Annotated in this window: 14 protein-coding genes and 1 tRNA gene; 11 read left to right on the top strand and 4 right to left on the bottom strand. The window is 71.7% G+C overall.

The annotated features are described in order from the left end of the window. Nucleotides 1-61: 61 nt before the first annotated feature. Nucleotides 62-2743 (bottom strand): DNA polymerase I, encoded by a 2682-nt coding sequence (polA, locus tag ACFVVL_RS11480; protein WP_380290635.1) that lies wholly within the window; start codon nt 2741-2743, stop codon nt 62-64. A gap of 374 nt (nt 2744-3117) precedes the next feature. On the opposite strand from polA, the gene ACFVVL_RS11475 reads away from it, so the two are divergent. The 6 genes from ACFVVL_RS11475 to ACFVVL_RS11450 all read left to right on the top strand — a co-directional run bounded on the left by ACFVVL_RS11475 (nt 3118) and on the right by ACFVVL_RS11450 (nt 9878). Beyond that, nucleotides 3118-3531 (top strand): PaaI family thioesterase, encoded by a 414-nt coding sequence (locus tag ACFVVL_RS11475; protein ID WP_387673573.1) that lies wholly within the window; start codon nt 3118-3120, stop codon nt 3529-3531. A gap of 544 nt (nt 3532-4075) precedes the next feature. Beyond that, nucleotides 4076-5305 carry a branched-chain amino acid ABC transporter substrate-binding protein gene (locus ACFVVL_RS11470; protein WP_380290574.1) on the top strand — a complete coding sequence of 410 codons (1230 nt, stop codon included), beginning with the start codon at nt 4076-4078 and terminating at the stop codon, nt 5303-5305. A 134-nt stretch (nt 5306-5439) separates the two neighbouring features. After that, entirely contained in the window at nt 5440-6369 is a 930-nt protein-coding gene (locus ACFVVL_RS11465; RefSeq protein ID WP_387673459.1) for a branched-chain amino acid ABC transporter permease, read from the top strand. A gap of 5 nt (nt 6370-6374) precedes the next feature. Beyond that, nucleotides 6375-8315, top strand: coding sequence for a branched-chain amino acid ABC transporter permease (locus ACFVVL_RS11460; protein ID WP_387673570.1), 1941 nt, complete (start codon nt 6375-6377; stop codon nt 8313-8315). A gap of 7 nt (nt 8316-8322) precedes the next feature. Then, nucleotides 8323-9165 (top strand): ABC transporter ATP-binding protein, encoded by an 843-nt coding sequence (locus tag ACFVVL_RS11455; RefSeq protein WP_380290570.1) that lies wholly within the window; start codon nt 8323-8325, stop codon nt 9163-9165. Beyond that, on the top strand, nt 9162-9878 hold the full coding sequence (locus ACFVVL_RS11450) for an ABC transporter ATP-binding protein (protein ID WP_380290568.1): 717 nt from the start codon (nt 9162-9164) through the stop codon (nt 9876-9878). The genes ACFVVL_RS11455 and ACFVVL_RS11450 overlap by 4 nt, the downstream gene beginning before the upstream one ends. A gap of 63 nt (nt 9879-9941) precedes the next feature. Here the strand turns inward: ACFVVL_RS11450 and ACFVVL_RS11445 are convergent, their stop codons facing one another. Beyond that, a complete protein-coding gene (locus ACFVVL_RS11445) occupies nt 9942-10604 on the bottom strand; it encodes a response regulator (RefSeq protein ID WP_350543927.1) in 663 nt (220 codons plus the stop codon). Between the two features lie 96 nt (nt 10605-10700). Between ACFVVL_RS11445 and ACFVVL_RS11440 the strand changes: the two genes are divergently transcribed. Together ACFVVL_RS11440 and ACFVVL_RS11435 are read left to right on the top strand one after the other, a co-directional pair. Continuing rightward, nucleotides 10701-10775, top strand: a tRNA-Leu gene (locus ACFVVL_RS11440). A gap of 112 nt (nt 10776-10887) precedes the next feature. Further along, nucleotides 10888-11679 (top strand): helix-turn-helix domain-containing protein, encoded by a 792-nt coding sequence (locus ACFVVL_RS11435; protein ID WP_387673455.1) that lies wholly within the window; start codon nt 10888-10890, stop codon nt 11677-11679. 43 nt (nt 11680-11722) lie between these two features. Here ACFVVL_RS11435 and pyk read toward each other — a convergent pair whose 3' ends face one another. Beyond that, nucleotides 11723-13153, bottom strand: coding sequence for a pyruvate kinase (pyk, locus tag ACFVVL_RS11430; protein WP_387673452.1), 1431 nt, complete (start codon nt 13151-13153; stop codon nt 11723-11725). A gap of 285 nt (nt 13154-13438) precedes the next feature. Between pyk and ACFVVL_RS11425 the strand changes: the two genes are divergently transcribed. Genes ACFVVL_RS11425 through ACFVVL_RS11415 form a run of 3 tightly spaced genes read left to right on the top strand, consistent with a single transcriptional unit; the run spans nt 13439 to nt 16793 of the window. Beyond that, the gene (locus ACFVVL_RS11425) at nt 13439-14518 is read left to right on the top strand and encodes a hypothetical protein (protein WP_380290561.1); all 1080 of its coding nucleotides are present in this window, start codon (nt 13439-13441) and stop codon (nt 14516-14518) included. Between the two features lie 9 nt (nt 14519-14527). Beyond that, nucleotides 14528-16192, top strand: coding sequence for a substrate-binding domain-containing protein (locus ACFVVL_RS11420; RefSeq protein WP_387673448.1), 1665 nt, complete (start codon nt 14528-14530; stop codon nt 16190-16192). Continuing rightward, a complete protein-coding gene (locus tag ACFVVL_RS11415; protein ID WP_387673445.1) occupies nt 16179-16793 on the top strand; it encodes a hypothetical protein in 615 nt (204 codons plus the stop codon). The genes ACFVVL_RS11420 and ACFVVL_RS11415 overlap by 14 nt, the downstream gene beginning before the upstream one ends. An 82-nt stretch (nt 16794-16875) precedes the next feature. Here the strand turns inward: ACFVVL_RS11415 and ACFVVL_RS11410 are convergent, their stop codons facing one another. After that, complete coding sequence (locus ACFVVL_RS11410) at nt 16876-20013, bottom strand: AAA family ATPase (RefSeq protein ID WP_387673442.1); 3138 nt, start codon at nt 20011-20013, stop codon at nt 16876-16878. Between the last annotated feature and the right edge of the window lie 411 nt (nt 20014-20424).

Raw genomic sequence — 20424 nt, 5'->3', positions numbered from 1 at the left:
CACCGGAAAGGCCCCGGGCGCAGCCTCGACGAGGCTGCGCCCGGGGCGCATTGACGCATCGTCAGTGCGCGGCGGCCTCCCAGTTCGCGCCGACGCCGACCGAGACGTCGAGCGGGGCGCGCAGCGGGTAGGCGCCGGCCATCTGCTCGCGGACGACCGCCTCGACCGGCTCGCGCTCGCCGGGCGCCAGCTCCAGCACGATTTCGTCGTGGACCTGGAGCAGCATCCGGGAGGTCAGCCCGGCGGTGCGCAGCGCCTCGTCGACCCGGAGCATGGCGATCTTCACGATGTCGGCGGCCGAGCCCTGGATCGGGGCGTTGAGGGCCATCCGCTCGGCCATCTCGCGGCGCTGGCGGTTGTCGCTGTTGAGGTCCGGCAGGTAGCGGCGGCGGCCGAGCAGGGTCTCGGTGTAGCCGGTGGCACGGGCCTCCTCGACCACCCGGTGGAGGTAGTCGCGCACGCCGCCGAAGCGCTCGAAGTAGGTGTCCATCAGGCCCTGGGCCTCGGCGGGCTTGATGCCGAGCTGCTGGGAGAGCCCGTACGCGGAGAGGCCGTAGGCGAGGCCGTAGGACATCGCCTTGATCTTGCGCCGCATCTCGGCGTCGACGGCGCTGCCCGGCACCTCGAACACCTGGGAGGCGACGGTGGTGTGGAGGTCCTCGCCGGTGGCGAAGGCCTCGATCAGCGCCTCGTCCTCGGAGAGGTGGGCCATGATCCGCAGCTCGATCTGCGAGTAGTCGGCGGTGAGCAGCGACTCGTAGCCCTCGCCGACGACGAAGGCGCGGCGGATCATCCGGCCCTCCTCGGTGCGGACCGGGATGTTCTGCAGGTTCGGGTCCTGCGAGGAGAGCCGGCCGGTGGCGGCGACCATCTGGTTGAAGGTGGTGTGGATGCGCCCGGCCGGGGAGACGGTCTTGAGCAGGCCCTCGACGGTGGTGCGCAGCTTGGCCTGGTCGCGGTGGCGCAGCAGGATGACCGGCAGCTCGTTGTCGGTCTGGGTGGCGAGCCAGGTGAGCGCGTCGGCGTCGGTGGTGTAACCGGTCTTGATCTTCTTGGTCTTCGGCAGGGCGAGCTCGCCGAAGAGGATCTCCTGGAGCTGCTTGGGCGAGCCGAGGTTGAACTCGTGGCCGGCCGCGGCGTGCGCCTCCTCCACCACCCGCTGGATCTCGGCGGCGAACTGGGCCTCCAGGCCGGTGAGCCAGCCCCGGTCGGCGGCGATGCCGGTGCGCTCCATGCGGGCGAGCAGGGCGGCGATCGGCAGCTCCATGTCGCGCATCAGCTCGGTGGCGCCGACCTCGGCGAGGCGGCCGTCGAAGAGCGCGGCGAGGTCGAGCACGGCGCGGGCCTGGAGCATCAGCGCCTGGGCGTGGGCGGCCGGGTCCTCCTCCGGGGCGTCGAAGGCGAGCTGGCCGGACTCGGCGGCGGGGGCCGGGGCGAGCGAGCGGCCCAGGTACTCCTCGGCGAGCACCTCCAGGGTGAAGGTGCGCCGGCCGGGCTTCTCCAGGTAGGCGGCGAGGGCGGTGTCGGCGACCACGCCCTCGACGCTCCAGCCGCGCTCGGCGAAGGCGCGCATGACCTGCTTGGCGATGTGCAGGGCCTTGGGCGCGGCCGGGTCGGCCAGCCAGCCGGCGAAGGCGCGCTCGTCCTCCTCGGCGAGCAGCGCCGGGTCGAACCAGGCGGCGGTCTCCCCGGCGGCGAGCGCGACCTCGGTGACCTCACCGCTGCCGAGCGCCCACTGGTAGACGGCGGCCAGCGCGACCGGGGACTTGTCGTTCGCGTGCTCCCGCAGCCAGGCGGCGAGGGTGCCGGGGTCGGTGAGCAGTTCGCCGTCGACCTCGACGCCGGGGGCGAGCTCGACGGCCTCGGGCTCGGCGGCTCCCGGGTCGATGCCGAAGACCCGGTCGCGGAAGTTGGCGTTGCGGAACTCCAGCGACTCCATCAGCGCGCCGACGGCCGGCTGGTCGAACGGCGCGCGGGCCAGGTCGCCCACACCGAGCGGGAGTTCGACGTCGCGGACCAGCTCGGTGAGGACGCGGTTGCGCTTGACCGAGTCGAGGTGCTCGCGCAGCTTCTCGCCGATCTTGCCCTTGACCTCGTCGGCGCGGGCGACCAGCTCCTCGAAGGACCCGAACTGGTTGACCCACTTGGCGGCGGTCTTCTCGCCGACGCCGGGGATGCCGGGCAGGTTGTCGGACGGGTCGCCGCGCAGCGCGGCGAGGTCCGGGTACTGCCGGGGGGTGACGCCGTACTTCTCGGCGACCTTCTCCGGGGTGTAGCGGGTGAGCTCGGAGACGCCCTTGGTCGGGTAGAGCACGGTGATGTGCTCGGTGACCAGCTGGAGGGAGTCGCGGTCGCCGGTGACGATGTCGACGTCGTAGCCGGCCGCCTCGGCGGCGGTGGCCAGGGTGGCGATGATGTCGTCGGCCTCGAAGCCCTCGGCGGTCAGCCGCGGCACGTTCATGGCGTCGAGCAGCTCGCCGATCAGGCCGACCTGGCTGCGGAACTCGTCCGGGGTCTTGGCCCGGTTGGCCTTGTAGTCGGGGAACTCCACCGAGCGGAAGGTCTGGCGGGAGAGGTCGAAGGCGACCGCGAGGTGGGTGGGGGCCTCGTCCCGGACGGTGTTGGCGAGCATCGAGGCGAAGCCGTACACCGCGTTGGTGGGCTGGCCGGTGGAGGTGTTGAAGTTCTCCACGGGCAGCGCGTAGAACGCCCGGTAGGCCATGGAGTGCCCGTCGAGCAGCATCAGGCGGGGCCGCGATCCGGCTCCGCCGCCACCCGGCGCGCCCTTGTCCGTACTCTGCGTAGCCACGTCAACGTCCGTTCCTGCCGATTCCACTACCGGCCACCGATCCTAGGGCCCGCCACCGACAAAAGGGGCATGCCGGGGGCGGGCGCCCCTCCCGTGCGCTCACGCCCCGGCCGCCACACCCGTTCACCGCCGTCAGCACCACTACCGCCGAGTAGGACGGTCGTACGATCACAGGCAGCACGACGACGTGACCCCCGAGCGGCAGGAGCTCCCCCATGACCGACCCGGCCCCCGACGCAGCCACCACCACCGCCGACGCGGCTCCCGACAGCCCCGCGCAGGTCCCCCTCCTCGACGTCTCGCCGGAGATGCTGGAGCACTTCGCCAAGCTCGGCGTGGAGCCGGCCACCTTCTCCGGCGGACGGCTCGGCGAGAAGCTCGGCATCCGGATCGTCGAGGCCTCCGGCGACCGGGTGGTCGGCACCATGCCGGTGGACGGCAACCAGCAGCCGTACGGCCTGCTGCACGGCGGCGCCTCGGCGGCGCTGGCCGAGACCCTGGGCTCGGTCGGCGCGATGCTGCACGCCGGCCCCGGCCGGTACGCGGTGGGCGTGGACCTGAACGCCACCCATCACCGCTCGGCCACCTCCGGTCTGGTCACCGGTGTGGCGACCGCGGTCTTCAAGGGCCGCACGGCCGCCACCTACGAGATCGCGATCACCGACGACACCGGCAAGCGGGTCACCAGCTGCCGTCTCACCTGCATGCTGCGCGACCTCTGACCCGATCCTCCGTCAAATCCCTTGCCCGCCCCCTTGTTTGACCTTCGACCGCCCTGGGCAGTCGTTGGTCTGGACAAGGGGGCGGCGGCATGTCCGGGCATTTTCACCGATGTAACACTGCGTAACAAGTAGGACTTCCAAGCAACAGACAGTTTCCGGGGGCCGAATCGGACGAAAGCAGTACGCCACCCCCCTTGTCGTCCGATATTCGGACGCATGTGCCCGGCGCCAACACCGCGGACACCCTCGTCCGATTATCGGCAAGGCCAGGAGTCACCTGCCCTTCTACGCCTTACACAGGGCGAGTTGAGGCCGGGACCCCCGGCAGGAGCGGATCGATCGAACCGGAACGACCACATGGTGAGACGACTTCTCTGTGTGCTCATAACAAGAGAATCACAGCCTCGCTACACCACTGCCCGAGCCGCCGACCGACATCTAGAGTCACGGCCAGTCACCGCGCCACCGGAATGGGCCAGGCCCACCGCGCATCCAGGCTCCCGCCGTTCAGGCGCGGCGCCCTCCTGAACCGAAGGGGACCCCCGTGCGTCATCGTTCAGCAGTTGTCGTGAGCATTGCCGTGATCGGCGCCCTCACCCTCACCGCGTGCGGTTCCCGCGACGACAAGAAGTCCGGGGACAGCGGCAAGGGCGGCGACACCACCGTCACCATCGGCGTCGACGCGCCGCTCACCGGCGACCTCTCCGCCCTCGGCCTCGGCATCCGCAACTCCGTGGAACTCGCCGTCAAGCAGGCCAACGAGAAGAACGAGGTCCCCGGCGTCAAGTTCAAGATCAAGGACCTCGACGACACCGGCAAGCCCGGCCCCGGCCAGCAGAACGCCACCCAGCTCGTCGGCGACAAGGACGTCATCGGCGTCGTCGGCCCGCTCAACTCCAGCGTCGCCCAGTCGATGCAGCAGATCTTCAACGACGCCAAGCTCGTCCAGATCTCCCCCGCCAACACCGGCGTCGCCCTCAGCCAGGGCGAGAAGTGGGCCACCGGCGAGAAGTCCCGCCCGTTCAAGACCTACTTCCGCACCGCCACCACCGACGCCGTCCAGGGCCCCTTCGCCGCCGACTACCTGGTCAAGGACGCCAAGAAGACCAAGGTCTTCATCATCGACGACCAGAAGACCTACGGCGCCGGCCTCGCCGCCACCTTCAAGGGCCAGTTCCTCAAGAACGGCGGCCAGATCGCCGGCGAGGAGCACGTCAACCCCGACGACCGCGACTTCGCCGCCGTCGTCACCAAGGTCAAGTCCTCCGGCGCCGAGGCCATCTACTACGGCGGCGAGTACCCCGCCGCCGGCCCGCTCTCCCTCCAGCTCAAGGACGCCGGCGTCACCATCCCGCTGATGGGCGGCGACGGCATCCAGAGCGGCGACTTCATCAAGCTCAACCCCAAGGGCCAGGGCGACCTCGCCACCGCCGTCGGCCTGCCCGTCGAACAGCTCCCCACCGCCGCCAAGTTCATCGCCGACTACAAGGCGGCCGGCTACAAGGACGCCTACGAGACCTACGGCGGCTACTCCTACGACAGCGCCTGGGCCATCATCCAGGGCGTCAAGGCCGTCGTCGCCGCCAACAGCGGCAAGCTCCCCTCCGACCCCCGCGCCAAGGTCGTCGAGGCCGTCCAGAAGGTCACCTTCGAGGGCGTCACCGGCAAGGTCTCCTTCGACGAGTTCGGTGACACCACCAACAAGCAGCTCACCGTCTACACCGTCAAGGACGGCAAGTGGGCCGTGGAGAAGTCCGGCACCTTCAACGGCTGAACCGCCACCTGACCTGACGTCAGGAGCACCACAGCACACCGGAGTCAGCGCGCGGGGGACGCCACGAGCACCCCCGCGCGCACCCACATCCACCACCCACGCGGACACCCCACACGCACAACGGAGGCCCAGCGGTGCACGACCTACCGCAGCAGCTGGCCAACGGCCTGATCCTCGGCGCCCTCTACGGGCTCGTCGCGATCGGCTACACGATGGTCTACGGCATCGTCCAGCTCATCAACTTCGCCCACGGCGAGATCGTCATGGTCGGCGGCTTCGGCGCCCTGACCGCCTACCTCGCCCTCCCCGGCGGCACCACCCTGTGGCTGGCCCTACCGCTGATGCTGATCGCCGGCATCCTGGTCTCCACCCTCACCGCCGTCGCCGCCGAACGCTTCGCCTACCGGCCGCTGCGCACGGCACCCCGGCTCGCCCCGCTGATCACCGCGATCGGCCTGTCCATCGCCCTGCAGCAACTGGTCTTCGCCTTCTACCCGGACGCCAAGAAGGCCCGGGTCTTCCCGAAGATCCCCGGCGACCCCTTCGAGCTCGGCTCCGTCGCCATCCAGCGCAGCGACCTCTTCCTGATCATCGCCGCCCCGCTCTGCATGATCGCCCTCGGCTGGTTCGTCACCCGCACCCGCTCCGGCCGCGCCATGCAGGCCACCAGCCAGGACCCCGACACCGCCAAGCTCATGGGCATCGACACCGACCGGATCATCGTCATGGCCTTCGCCATCGGCGCCGCCTTCGCCGCCGTCGCCGCCGTCGCCTACGGCCTGCGCAGCGGCCAGGTCGACTTCCGGATGGGCTTCCTGCTCGGCCTCAAGGCCTTCACCGCCGCCGTCCTCGGCGGCATCGGCAACATCTACGGCGCCATGCTCGGCGGCATCACCCTCGGCCTCGCCGAAGCCCTCGCCACCGGCTACATCCAGCACCTGCCCGGCATGCACCTCTTCGGAGGCGGCGCCTGGAAGGACGTCTGGGCCTTCGTACTCCTCATCGTCGTCCTGCTCGTCCGGCCCCAGGGGCTGCTCGGCGAGCGCGTCGCGGACAGGGCGTGAGCACCATGACCACCACCGGCACCGAAACCACCCCGGTCATCCCGCTGCCCGGCCGCACCGCCGCCCTGGTCACCGGCACCGGCGCCCTCGCCGTCACCGGCTCCGCCCTGATGCCCTGGACCTGGACCTGGACCTCCGACTACCCCGGCGACCTCACCTACTACGGCTCCCCCGCCGGCCTCCAGTGGCTCGCCCTCACCGCGGGCCTCGTCACCCTGCTCCTGCTCCTCGCCACCCAGGGCGTCCCCGGCCTGCGCTGGGCCGCCCCCCGGCACACCCACAACGCCGTCCTGTTCGCCGCCACCGGCGCCCTCGCCGTCGGCTGGTTCTCCGCCGTCTCCATCGCCAACGACCTCGGCGGCCTCGCCAACCTCGAACCCGGCGGCTGGGTCCTCGCCGTCGGCTCCCTGCTCGCCGTCACCGGCGCCCTCGGCCTGCCCCTCGACCGGCGCACCGCCGTCCCGCTGCGCCTCCTCGACCGGCGGCTCTTCCTGCTCGTCCCGATCGCCCCGGCCGTCTGGTTCGCCACCCACGCGATCCCCGACGACAAGCCGGTCGCCCCCGTGCTCACCGCCCTCGCTGGCGGCCTCGCCATCGCCACCGGCGCCGTCCTGCTCGTCCAGCTCGGCCACCTCGCCAACACCTGGCTGCGGCTCGGCACCGTCCAGCGCCCGCTGCCCGCCCCGCGCGAGCTGCCCTCCTGGGCCGAGGTCGGCCTGATCGTCGTCGCCTTCGCCGTCGGCCTGTTCGCCATCACCTTCGGCATCGACACCGAGTACGGCGAGCTCTTCACCGGCTACCTGCTGCTCGCCGCCGCCGTGGTCGCCGCACTCGGCCGCTCCGGCCTGATCGCCCGGCTGCGCGCACTGACCGTCAAGTACCAGGCCGTCACCACCGGCGCCGCCTTCGCCGCCGCCGCCAGCTTCCCCTTCACCCAGACCAGCGACCAGTACACCTCGGTCGCCACCAACATCCTGATCTTCGCCACCGTCGCCCTCGGCCTCAACATCGTCGTCGGCCTCGCCGGCCTGCTCGACCTCGGCTACGTCGCCTTCCTCGGCGTCGGCGCCTACAGCGCCGCCCTGGTCTCCGGCTCCCCCGCCTCGCCGATCCACGTCCAGTTCCCGTTCTGGGCCGCCGTGCTCACCGGCGCCGTCGTCTCCATGGTCTTCGGCGTCGTCATCGGCGCCCCCACCCTGCGACTGCGCGGCGACTACCTCGCCATCGTCACCCTCGGCTTCGGCGAGATCTTCCGCATCACCATGCTCAACCTCAACGGCACCACCGGCCCCAAGGTCACCAACGGCTCCAACGGCATCCCGCGGATCCCCGACCTCGAAATCCTCGGCTGGGACCTCGGCAAGCCCACCACCGTCTTCGGCGTCGAACTCGGCCGGTTCTCCAACTACTACCTGCTGATGCTGCTCGTCACCGCCCTCGTCGTGCTCGTCTTCGCGCGCGTCGGCAACTCCCGCATCGGCCGCGCCTGGGTCGCCATCCGCGAGGACGAGACCGCCGCCGAGGCCATGGGCATCAACGGCTTCCGCCTCAAGCTCCTCGCCTTCGCCCTCGGCGCCTGCCTCGCCGGCCTCGCCGGCACCGTCCAGGCCCACGTCAGCTACACCGTCACGCCCGACCAGTACACCTTCGCCGAAGCCCTGCCGCCCAACTCCGCCTTCCTGCTCGCCGCCGTCATCCTCGGCGGCATGGGCACCATCAGCGGACCCCTCGCCGGCGCCACCCTCCTCTTCCTCATCCCGAAGAAGCTGGAATTCCTCGCCGACTACCAGCTGCTCGCCTTCGGCATCGCCCTGATCGTCCTCATGCGGGTGCGCCCCGAAGGCCTCATCCCCAACCGGCGCCAACAGCTGGAGTTCCACGAGGCCGCCGCCCTCCCCGCCCAGTCCACCGGCGACAGCGTCGCCCTCACCAAGGCAGGGGCGTGACCCCCCGATGACGACCACCGACGCCCCCGCCCCCGCCGGCGCCGCACCCGGCTCCGCCGAACCCCTGCTCGACGTCTCCGGCGTCACCATGCGCTTCGGCGGCCTCACCGCCGTCAACAATGTCTCCCTGACCGTCGGCCGCGGCGAGATCATCGGCCTCATCGGCCCCAACGGCGCCGGCAAGACCACCTTCTTCAACTGCCTCACCGGCCTCTACGTCCCCACCGAGGGCACCGTCACCTACCAGGGCACCGTCCTGCCGCCCAAGCCCCACCTCGTCACCCAGGCCGGCATCGCCCGCACCTTCCAGAACATCCGGCTCTTCGCCAACATGACCGTCCTGGAGAACGTCCAGGTCGGCCGGCACAGCCGGATGCGCCAGGGCCTGCTCTCCGCCGTCCTGCGCGGCCCCGGCTTCCGCCGCTCCGAGGCCGAGAGCCGCGACCGGGCCATGGAACTCCTGGAGTTCACCGGCCTCGCCGGCAAGGCCGACCACCTCGCCCGCAACCTCCCCTACGGCGAGCAGCGCAAGCTGGAGATCGCCCGCGCGCTCGCCTCCGACCCCGGCCTGCTGCTCCTCGACGAGCCCACCGCCGGCATGAACCCGCAGGAGACCCGCGCCGCCGAGGAACTCGTCTTCGCCATCCGCGACCGGGGCGTGTCCGTCCTCGTCATCGAGCACGACATGCGCTTCATCTTCAACCTCTGCGACCGCACCGCCGTGCTCGTCCAGGGGCAGAAGATCGTCGAGGGCGACCGCGAGACCGTCCAGAACGACGAACGCGTCATCACCGCCTACCTCGGCGCCCCGCTCGAAGGCACCGCCCCCGCTACGGAGACCGACCAGTGACCGCACTCCTCGAAGTCCAGGACCTCCGCGTCGCCTACGGCAAGATCGAGGCCGTCAAGGGCATCAGCTTCACCGTCAACCAGGGCGAGGTCACCACCCTGATCGGCACCAACGGCGCCGGCAAGACCACCACCCTGCGCACCCTCTCCGGCCTGCTCAAGCCCACCGCCGGCCGCATCACCTTCGACGGGCAGCCGCTCGACGCCGTCCCCGCCCACCGGATCGTCGCCCTCGGCCTCGCCCACTCCCCCGAGGGCCGGCACATCTTCCCGCGGATGACCATCGAGGAGAACCTGCTCCTCGGCGCCTTCCTGCGCAGCGACACCGACGGCATCGCCAAGGACGTCGAACGGGCCTACGGCCTCTTCCCCATCCTCGGCGAGCGGCGCCGGCAGGCCGCCGGTACGCTCTCCGGCGGCGAGCAGCAGATGCTCGCCATGGGACGGGCCCTGATGTCCCGGCCCAAGCTGCTGATGCTCGACGAGCCCTCGATGGGCCTGTCGCCGCTGATGATGCAGAAGATCATGGCGACCATCGTCGAGCTCAAGGCCGACGGCACCACCATCCTGCTGGTCGAGCAGAACGCCCAGGCCGCGCTCTCGCTCTCCGACCGCGGCTACGTCATGGAGACCGGCTCCATCGTCCTGAAGGGCACCGGCGCCGACCTCCTGCACGACGAGTCGGTGCGCAAGGCCTACCTCGGCGAGGACTGACCGGCGCCCGCACACGCAGGGGCCCGGCGCACCTGGTGCGCCGGGCCCCTGCGCCTCGTACGACTACTCCGCGCCGCCCGCGGCCTCCTCGGCCTTCTTGCGGTCCTGCGCGGCACCCTCCTCGATGACCGCCTCGGCCACCGCCGCCATCGTCATCCGGCGGTCCATCGACGTCTTCTGGATCCACCGGAACGCGGCCGGCTCGTTCAGCCCGAACTTGGTCTGCAGCACGCTCTTCGCGCGGTCCACCAGCTTCCGGGTCTCCAGCCGCTGGGTGAGATCGGCGATCTCCTCCTCCAGCGTCCGCATCTCCGTGTACCGGGACACCGCCATCTCGATCGCGGGCACCAGGTCGCTCTTGGAGAACGGCTTGACGATGTACGCCATCGCCCCGGCGTCGCGCGCCCGGTCCACCAGCTCCCGCTGCGAGAACGCGGTCAGCATCAGCACCGGCGCGAGGTGCTGCTCATGGATCTGCTCGGCCGCGGACAGCCCGTCCAGCACCGGCATCTTCACGTCCAGGATCGCCAGATCCGGCTTCAGCTCCTGCACCAGCCGGACCGCCGTCGCGCCGTCCCCGGCCTCCCCGACGACGGTGTACCCCTCCTCCTCCAGCATCTCCTTCAGATCGAGACGGATCAGCGCCTCGTCCTCGGCGATCACAATCCGGGTGATCTGGGGCGAATCGGTCTCAAGCGGCTCGGCCTGCTCGTCGGCGGTGCTCACGGGGCTCCTCGTTCCGGCGGGGTACTGCATGCACGAGGGTACCTAGACACGGTATGTTTGAGACATGACGCGAAGGCGACCACCTTCGAATCATAGGCCCCGATAGCCCAATTGGCATGAGGCAATGGTCTCAAACACCATAAAGTGTGGGTTCGAATCCCACTCGGGGCACTTTCCTTCGAATCGAAGGTAGCCGGATTGAGTGCAACGGTTGTGGCCGCCCACTCGTTCGAGTGAGCGGTCAGCTATTTGCCCGACACTCTTCCGATAACGCCCAAGGATCGTGCACATGCACGAACCATCGATGCGCGAGCAAGCCGTCCAGCTCATGCGCAGCGGCGTCGGGACCGCGGAGACCGCTCGCCGCCTGGGTGCCCCGCGCGGCACCGTCTCCTGGTGGAAGCACCAGGACCTCGCGAAGCACGATCAGCTTCCCGGCCGCAAGCAGTCCACCTGCTTCCACTGCTTCGGAGACGCACTGAACAGATCGGCGTACTCCTACCTGCTCGGGCTCTACCTGGACGACGGCCACATCAGCCACCCCGCACAGCACAAGATCCCGAGCCTGTTCATCACGTGCGACGACAAGTGGCCCGGGATCATGGACTCCGCCGAATCCGCCGTACGCCAGGTCTTCCCCGCCCTCACTCCCTGCCGCGTGCGAAAACCCGGCTGCCACAACATCAAGGTGTACTCGAAACACCTGACCTGCTACTTCCCCCAGCACGGCCCCGGCAAGAAGCACGAGCGCACCATAGCCCTGGAGCCCTGGCAGCAGGAGATCGTCGACGCCCACCCCTGGGAGTTCCTGCGCGGGCTGATCCACTCCGACGGCTGCCGCATCACCAACTGGACGACCCGCACGGTCGGCGGCGTCCAGAAGCGCTACGAGTACCCGCGCTACTTCTTCACCAACACCTCGGCCGACATCGTCCGCCTCTTCACCGACACGCTCGACACCGTCGGCGTGCAGTGGAAGGCCTCGATCCCCCGGCCGACCGGCCAGGTCAACGTCTCCGTCGCCCGCAAGGAGTCCGTGGCCCTCATGGACGCCCGCATCGGGCCCAAGCACTGACAGCGGCGCGGCCCCGAGGAGGCGCCGCGCCGCTGGAACGGGGTCAGTCGTCCAGGGTGCCGACGTGGTGGACGCGGACGAGGTTGGTGGAGCCGGCGAGGCCGGGCGGGGAGCCGGCGGTGATGACGACGATGTCGCCCTTCTGGCAGCGGCCGAGGGAGAGCAGGGCGGCGTCGACCTGTTCGACCATCTCGTCGGTGGTGGGCGCGAACGGGCCGAGGAAGGTCTCCACGCCCCAGGTGAGGGCGAGTTGGCTGCGGACGGCCGGTTCGTAGGTGAAGGCGAGGACGGGGATCGGCGAGCGGTAGCGGGTCAGCCGGCGGGCGGTGTCGCCGGACTGGGTGAAGGCGATCAGGTACTTGGCGTGCAGGAAGTCGCCGATCTCCGCGGCCGCGCGGGCGACGGCGCCGCCCTGGGTGCGGGGCTTGTTGCTGGGGGTGAGCGGGGGCAGTCCGGCGGAGAGGATGTCCTGCTCGGCGGCCTCGATGATCCGGCCCATCGTGCGGACCGTCTCGGACGGGTACTTCCCGACCGAGGTCTCACCGGAGAGCATCACCGCGTCGGTGCCGTCGAGGACGGCGTTGGCGACGTCGGAGGCCTCGGCACGGGTGGGCCGCGAGGAGTTGATCATCGAGTCGAGCATCTGGGTCGCCACGATGACCGGCTTGGCGTTGCGCCGGGCCAGGGCGACCGCCCGCTTCTGGACCATCGGCACGTCCTCCAGCGGCATCTCCACGCCGAGGTCGCCGCGGGCCACCATGACGCCGTCGAAGCGGTCGACGATGGAGTCGAGGTTCTCCACCGCCTGCGGCTTCTCGATCTTGGCGATGACGGGGACCCGGCGCCCCTCCTCGTCCATCACCCGGTGGACGTCCTCGACGTCCTGCCCGCTGCGGACGAAGGAGAGCGCGACGAGGTCGGCGCCGGCCCGCAGGGCCCAGCGCAGGTCGGCGATGTCCTTCTCGCTGAGCGCGGGCACCGAGACGGCGACCCCGGGGAGGTTGAGGCCCTTGTGGTCGGAGACCAGGCCGCCCTCGACGACGACGCAGCGGACCCGCGGTCCGGCCACCTCGACGACCTCCAGGGTGACCCGTCCGTCGTCGACGAGGATCCGCTCGCCGGCGGTGACGTCCCCGGCGAGGCCGGGGTAGGTGGTGCCGCAGCCGTTCTGGTCTCCCTCGACGCCGTTGTCGGTGGAGATGGTGAACTCGTCGCCGCGTTCGAGAAGTACCGGGCCCTCGGTGAACGCCCCGAGGCGGATCTTCGGGCCTTGAAGGTCGACGAGCACGCCGACGCTGCGGCCGGTCTCGTCCGCGGCCTTGCGGACCCGGCGGTAGCGCTCCTCGTGCTCGATGTGGGAGCCGTGGCTCAGATTGAATCGGGCGATGTCCATCCCGGCGTCGACCAGGGACTTGATCTGGTCGTAGCTGTCGGTGGCGGGCCCGAGGGTACAGACGATTTTTGCTCGGCGCATAGTGCTGAGAGTAGGCATTACCGACGCGTAACGTCGATGCGGGTCCGGACAACGGGATGGCCGTTGCCGTAAGGAGAGTTGAACAATCTGACACAACGTCGGACCGGCGTGCGAGAGGTTCCCCGGCGTTCGCCGCCACCCGTCCCCTGATGCGATTCCGTGAAGGGGTGTTCACCCCTGGTTCACCGTCACTTCGGCCGGCGCTCGTGGCACGGCGGGACGCTCGTCACCCGGGTGAGGTGCCCGGCGTGACGGAGAACGTGCGACGAGGGGGAATCGTCCGGCATGAAGCGTGCGTTCGGGGTGCTGCTGGCACTGGCGCTGCTCGGCGGGGTGGCGTTCGCGCTGCTGCGACCGTCGGATAAGACCGAGAAGACCGAGACCATCACCGGTCTCATCGGCTCGGAGAAGCAGGAGTTCTTCCAGGACAAGGACGTCAAGGCCGAGTTGGCGGCCCAGGGGCTCGTCGTGAACACCCTGCCCGTCGGTTCCTGGCAGATGGTCGACAAGCTGGACGGGCAGGACTTCGCGTTCCCGGCGAGCAAGGCGCCGGCCGACAAGATCCGGGAGAAGAAGGGCATCGCCGAGCTGAGCCCGGCACCGTTCTACTCGCCGCTGGTGGTGGTGGCCCACGAGGCGACCGCCAAGGCGCTGGAGGCCGGCGGGATGGCGGTCCTGGACCCCGCCACCCACGTGTGGAACTTCAAGATGGACGTCTACCTGGACGCCCTGCGCAAGGGCAGGACGTGGGAGGACCTCTCGGGCGGCAAGTCGCAGGGCGAGCTGCGCGGGAGCATCATGATGGCCACCACCGACCCCAACGACTCCTCCTCCGGGGCGATGTACCTGGCGCTGCTCTCCTCCCTGGAGAACAACGGCCCGGTGTCGAGCGACGCGGAGGTGGAGAAGGTGAAGGACCTGCTCCACACCGCGATCGTCAAGCAGGGCGAGAAGCAGCAGTCCACCGACCTGCTGTTCAAGGGCTTCACCTCGGGCGTCGGCCGGCCGCTGTCGCTGGTGTACGAGTCGGAGGCGGCCGAGTTGGTGCTGCAGAACAAGGCTCCCGACGACACGGTGGTGCTCTACCCGGACACCACGATCTTCTCGGACCACACGCTGGTCGGGTTCAGCCCGGGCGGGCGGAAGCTGGCCGGGCTGCTGCAGAGCAACACCAAGCTGCGGGAGGCCGCGACCCGGCACGGCTTCCGCATCCAGGGGGACGTCACGGCGTTCGGCGCCCAGCTCAGGAGCCGGGCCGACTCGTTCCACCTGTCGCCGGACCTGAACCGGTCGGGGATCGGCCACGCCGCCGTCCCGGTGTACGACGTGCTGAAGAAGCTGACCGAAGTCGCGACGAAGAACTGAGCGGGAGACATGGCGACAGGGAAGGCCGCGATGGCGGGGAAGCAGCGGGGCGGGGTCCGGGGGCTGACCGCCGGACTGGCGGTGCTGGCGGCGATGGTGACGGCGTGCACGTCGTCCGCCGCGCCGAAGCCGGACCCGACCAGACCTCCGGCCCCGACCGCGCAGGCGGGGGTGCTGCGGGTCCTGGCCGGCAGCGAGTTGCAGGACATGGCACCGATCCTGGCGGAGGCGCAGAAGGAGACCGGGGTGACCGTCCAGTTCTCCTGGACGGGTTCGCTGGACGGCGCGGAGGCGGTCTCCGGCGGCGCGGCGGACGGGAAGTACGACGCGCTCTGGTTCCCGTCGAACCAGTACCTGCGGCTGGACGAGAAGAGCCGGCCGAAGCTGCTGTCGGAGAGCCCGGTCATGACGTCGCCGGTGGCGTTCGGGATCCGCTCCTCGGTGCTGGGCGAGCTGGGCTGGGGGGACGGCTCGTCGGTGACCTGGGGCAACCTCGCCGAGGCGGCGGCCGGCGGGAAGCTGTCCTACGGCATGGCGGACCCCTCCCGGTCGAACTCGGGCTTCTCCGGGCTGGTGGCGGTGGCCTCGGCGTTCTCGGCCGCGAACGCGGCGCTGACCGAGGCGGACGTGGTGAAGGCGACGCCGCAGCTGAAGCAGTTCTTCGCCGGGCAGAAGCTGACGTCCGGGTCGTCCGGCTGGCTGACCCAGGCGTACACCCAGGCCGAGGCGGGTTCGGTCGGGGCGCTGGTGAACTACGAGTCGGTGCTGATGTCGTTGAACAAGACGCTGCCGCCGGACCAGCAGCTCACGGTGGTGCGTCCGGCGGACGGCGTGGTGACGGCCAGCTACCCGTTGACGCTGCTGAGTTCCGCGCAGCCCCGGGAGCAGGAGTCGTTCCGCCGGCTGACCGAGTACCTGCTGAAGGAGGACGTCCAGAAGCGGATCTCGGAGCAGACGCTGCGCCACCCGGTGACGGCGGGCGTGGCCCCGGCCGTGGGGGTGCCGACGGACCGGCGGCGGGAGCTGCCGTTCCCGGGCAGTCTGGCGGTGGCGAACCAGCTGCTGGCCTCGTACCAGAACGAGCTGCGGCGGCCCTCGCGCACGGTGTACGTGCTGGACACCTCGGGTTCGATGACCGGGGAGCGGCTGGCGGCGCTGAAGTCGGCGATGGGCCGGCTGACCGGGTCGGACGACTCCCGGGGGGTGCGGCGGTTCCGTGACCGCGAGGAGGTCACGCTGATCTCGTTCGCCTCGAAGGTCAAGTCCACGAAGACGCACACCGTTCCGGCGGGTGCGGCGGCGCAGCAGGAGCTGGCGTCGATCAACGCGGATGTGCAGGCGTTGTCGGCGGAGGGCGGTACGGCGGTGTACTCGTCGCTGGAGGAGGCGTACCGGGTGATCGAGCGGCAGCAGGCCGCGGCGAAGGACGACCGGTTCACCTCGATCGTGGTGATGACGGACGGGCAGAGCAACGAGGGCGCGTCGGACCAGGACTTCAAGACGTTCCGTGCGGGGTTGTCGCCGGCGCTGAGGTCGGTGCGGGTGTTCCCGATCCTGTTCGGTGACGCGGCGAAGGCGCAGTTGCAGGGGATCGCGGATCTGACGAGCGGCAAGCTGTTCGACGGGACGGGTTCGCTGGACGGCGCGTTCGAGGAGATCCGTGGCTACCAGTAACGGCGACGGCGACGGCGAGGGGGGAGGGCGGCTGCTGCGGTACCTGGGGTCGGCCCGCAACATCGCCGCGTGCGGGGCCGGTGCGGTGGGGCTGGGGCTGCACTTCGCGGGCTACGGCGGGGCGTGGTGGCCGGGGATCGTGGCCGCCCTGTACGGGGCGGTGGTGCTGTTGTGGCCGCCCGGGGCACCCAAGGGGACCGGGATTCCGGGGAAGTCCGATCCGGTGTCGGTGCGGGAGAAGCCCGCGCCGGTCCAGGTGCCGGCTCCTCCGGTGCCGGTCCAGGTGCCGGCTCCTCCGGTGCCGGTGCCGGTGCCGGTGCCGGAGCCGCCGCGGGTGTGGCCGCAGTTGGAGGAGTTGGCGGTGTTCGTGGGTTCGGCGCCGCTGCCGCCGTCGGCGAACGTGCCGGGGTTGCTGGTGCGGTTGCGCTCGGCCGGGCCGGGTCCGACCACGGAGCCGATCGTGGTCCGTCGGCTGCCGTTGGCGGTGGACGGGTACCTGCGCGCGTTGACGTGGCAGCCGTGGGTGTCGGACGGGGCGGATCCGGCGGCGGAGCTGGCCCGGGCGGTGGACGAGATGGCGGCGCTGGTGCCGGCGTCCTGACCGTCGTGCCGTGGTGGGGGGAGGACGGCGGAGCGGCCGGGCCCGGGTTCTCCGGGTGCCGGCCGCTTCGGCGTCGGGCGGGTCAGGCGTCGAGGGCGCCGGGCAGTTCCAGGCGGCGGCGCACGCCCAGTTTGCGGAAGCTGTTGGTGAGGTGGGTCTCGACCGTGCGGACCGCGAGGTGGAGCATGGCGGCGATCTCGGCGTTGGAGTGCCCGGCCGCGGCGAGGCGGCAGATGCGCAGTTCGCTGTCGGTGAGGGCTTCGGCCCCGGCGTGGTCGGCGCGGCCGATGCGGGCTCCGGAGGCGCGCAGCGATTCCAGCGCGGCGGCGCGGTGGCGGACGGCGCCGAGGCGTTCGGCGCGTCCGGCGGCTTCGCGCAGGGCGCGGCGGGCGGCGCCGCGGCGGCCGCCGTCGGCGAGCAGCCGGCCGTAGGTGATGAGGGCGGGGATGAGTTCGGTGTCGATCTCGGCGGTGCGCAGCAGGTGGACGGCTTCGGCGGCGAGGTCGAGTCCGTGGCGTCCGCCGGTGGCGGCGGCGAGGGCGCGCAGGGCGCGGCCGACGGTGCGGGGGGTGCCCCAGACGCGGGCGAGCCGCAGTTCCTCCTCGGCGAGGGCGACGGCGGGTCCGGGTTCGCCGAGGAGGAGGTGGCATTCGGCGGCGACGGAGCGCCAGGGGGTGACGATGGGGCTGCGGACCTGGCGTTCGCCCTGGCGGCGGCCGCATTCGAGGAGGTCGGCGAGGGCTTCGGCGGGTTCGCCGGAGGCGAGGCGGAGCAGGCCGCGGGCGTAGAGGTACTCGTTCCACTCCCAGGAGTCCTGGGCGCGGTCGGCGGCGACGGCGCGGGCGAGGCCGTGGGCCTGCCAGAGGCGGCCGGTCTCGACGAGGGCGATGACGCTCTGGGCGACGAGGTGGGCGTTCTGCTGGCCGAGGAGTTCGGCGTAGCGGCCGGGGGCGGTGTCGTCGGGGAGGGGGCGGGGGACGGGGGTGGTGGTCCACCAGGAGGGGCCGGGGGTGGCGTGGTGGCCGGGGGCGCCCCAGGTGTGCAGCCGGGGCAGGCCGGGGGGTCCCCAGGGGGTGGGCGGGAGGAGGGCGGGGGCGGGTGGCGCGGCGGAGGGTGCGGGGGTGGGGTCGGGTCCGGGGGCGGTGAGGGCGTAGTCGTCGAGGAGGGCCTGGTACTCGCCGCGCATGATCCTGGTTTCGGCGCGGACGCTCAGCAGGCACTGGTAGCCGGGGTCGAGGGGGCCGCCGCGGTAGCAGGCGAAGCCGCGGGCGACGATCTCCTCGGCCTGGTCGAGGAGGTCGGCCCACTGGGAGAGGGTGGCGAGGGAGACCAGCAGGTAGGAGCGGCAGAGCGGGTCGACGGGGGCGTCGTCGAGTTCGCGGATGCGTTCGGTGACCTCGGTGGCGGAGAGCAGGCCGCTGGTGGCGTCGAATTCGGTGAGCAGGGCGAAGGCGGGCGGGGCGAGGCGGTGGGGGGTGCGGGCGGCGAGGCGCTGGACGCCTTCGACGACCTGGAGCCAGCTGCGGCCGTCGTGGGCGGCGATCTGGGCGGTGGCGGCCTGGACGGCGTGGAGGACGTCCTCCTGGTCGACGAAGCGGTGGGCGAGTTCGTCCATGAGCTCGATGGCGGCGGTGGTGTCGCCGCGGGTGGCGAGGACGGCGCCGAGGGTGTTGGCGGCGCGGAAGACGCCCTCGTCGGTCTGCTGGAGGTGGACGGCTTCGGCGAGGTGGCGCAGGCCGACGGTGCGTTCGGCGGGGCCGAGGGTGACTTCGAGGCTGCCGAGTTCGGTGAGCAGCAGTCCGCGCTGGCGGTCGCTGAGGGGTTCGGCGAGGACGCGGCGCAGCAGGGTGGCGGCGTCGGCGGGGTGGTCGGCCTCGGCGGCCTGGCGGGCGGCGCGGCGCAGGGTGTCGGCGGCCCAGCGGGGGGTGGGGGCGGGGGTGAGCAGGAGGTGGCCGGCGACGGTCTCGTCGGGGGCTCCGGTGCGGTGGAGGTGTTCGGCGGCGGCGAGGTGGACTTCGGCGCGGTGGCCGGGGGCGTGGCCGGTGAGGACGGCGTCGGCGAGCAGGGGGTGGGCGAAGCGGGGCCAGTGGCCGGGGCCGGGGGTGTCGACGTGGTGGTGGAGGGTGAGGTGGGCGAGCCAGCCGGTGAGCCGGCCGGGGTCGGCGCCGGTGAGGTCGGCGAGCAGGGGGACGGGGTCGAGGGGCGGGGTTCCGGGGGCGGGGGTGGTGTCGGCGGCGGGGTGTTCGCGCATCCGGGCGAGGACGCGGGCGACGGTGACGGCGTGGTCGCCGGCGCCGTGCAGCCAGGCGTCGACGGCTTCGGCGAAGGCGCCGCCGGGCAGGGCGCCGCAGCGTTCGGGGAGGGTGGCGGGCAGGTCGGGCGTGCCGGGCCGGTGTCCGCCGGGGCCCTCGCCGTCCGGGCCCTCGCCGTCGGGGCCGTCGCCGTACGGGCCGTCGCCGTACGGGCCGTCGCCGTCGGCCGGGTCCGTCGCGAGGTCGGCGAGCAGTGCGGTGAGCAGCAGCGGGTTGCCGCCGCTGGCGCGGGCGCAGTCGGCGGCGAGGCCGGCGGGGGTGCCGGGCCCGAGGTGCTGCCGGGCGATCCGGACGGCGGCGGGGGTGCTGACCGGGGCGAGCCGCAGGGTGGTGGCGAGGTCGGGGGTGAGGTCGCGGGCGAAGCGGCCGGGCGGGGTGTCGAGGGTGGCCTGGCGGTGTTCGGTGGCGATCAGCAGGGCGGGCAGCCGGTCGATGCGGCGGGCGACCTGGCGCAGCCAGCGCCGGGAGGGTTCGTCGGCGAGGTGGATGTCGTCGACGGCGAGCAGCAGCGGGTGGTGGGTGCTGTGCAGGCGGAGCAGGGACCAGAGGGTGGCCTCGGCGGTGCCGGCGTAGGTGCCGGGGTCGGCGGCGGCGGTGGGGTCCGCGGCCGCCGCGGCGCCCCAGTGGCCGTAGGGGCCGGCGGGGGTGGGGCCGGTGTCGAAGAGCTGGCGGGCGGCCGCGTAGGGGGTGGCGGTCTCCTCGGCGGAGCAGCGGGCGCGCAGCACGGTGGTGCCGTCGGCGGCGGCGCGGCGGGCGGCCTCGGCGAGCAGCGCGGTGCGGCCGGTGCCGATGGCGCCGGTGATCAGCAGGACGTGGCCGGTGCCCCGGCGGGCCGCGGCGGCCCGGTCCGCGATCTGCCGAAGCTGTGGTTCGCGTTCCGCGAGCCGGGTGGACGTGGTGGTGCGCATCCCCGGTTTCCCCTCTCTCCCCTTCTGCCCTTCCCGGCCGCCTGTCCTGGTCCGAAAGGGCAGTATCCGCCGTTGTACCGGGAAATCGGCTTGACGTGCTAACCACGCGTTACCGGTGAGTCCGGTTCTCCCCGTGACACGACGGGTCCCGGCGAACCCGGGTGGTGTCGCGGATCGGCCCGGAAGGGCGCGCTCCGATTGTCCCGGGGGCAGTGCGCCCGCCCCTTTGACCACCCGCGGGGCCTGATCCGTTGCCCCCGCCGATCGGCGGGGACTGCCCGGCGGGCCCGATCTCGTGGTGGACCACGATGGCCGGGAGGCTGCCCGGGCGGGAAGCATGGAGGCAGTTTCCGGGGCATGGGCAGCGCTCCCGGATCGCCGTCGAAACGGCCGGCCGTCCCGGGTGGGGCG

The sequence above is a fragment of the Kitasatospora sp. NPDC058115 genome (assembly GCF_042884635.1).
Taxonomy (GTDB): Bacteria; Actinomycetota; Actinomycetes; order Streptomycetales; family Streptomycetaceae; genus Kitasatospora.
This window is presented reverse-complemented; position numbering and strand designations above follow the sequence as displayed.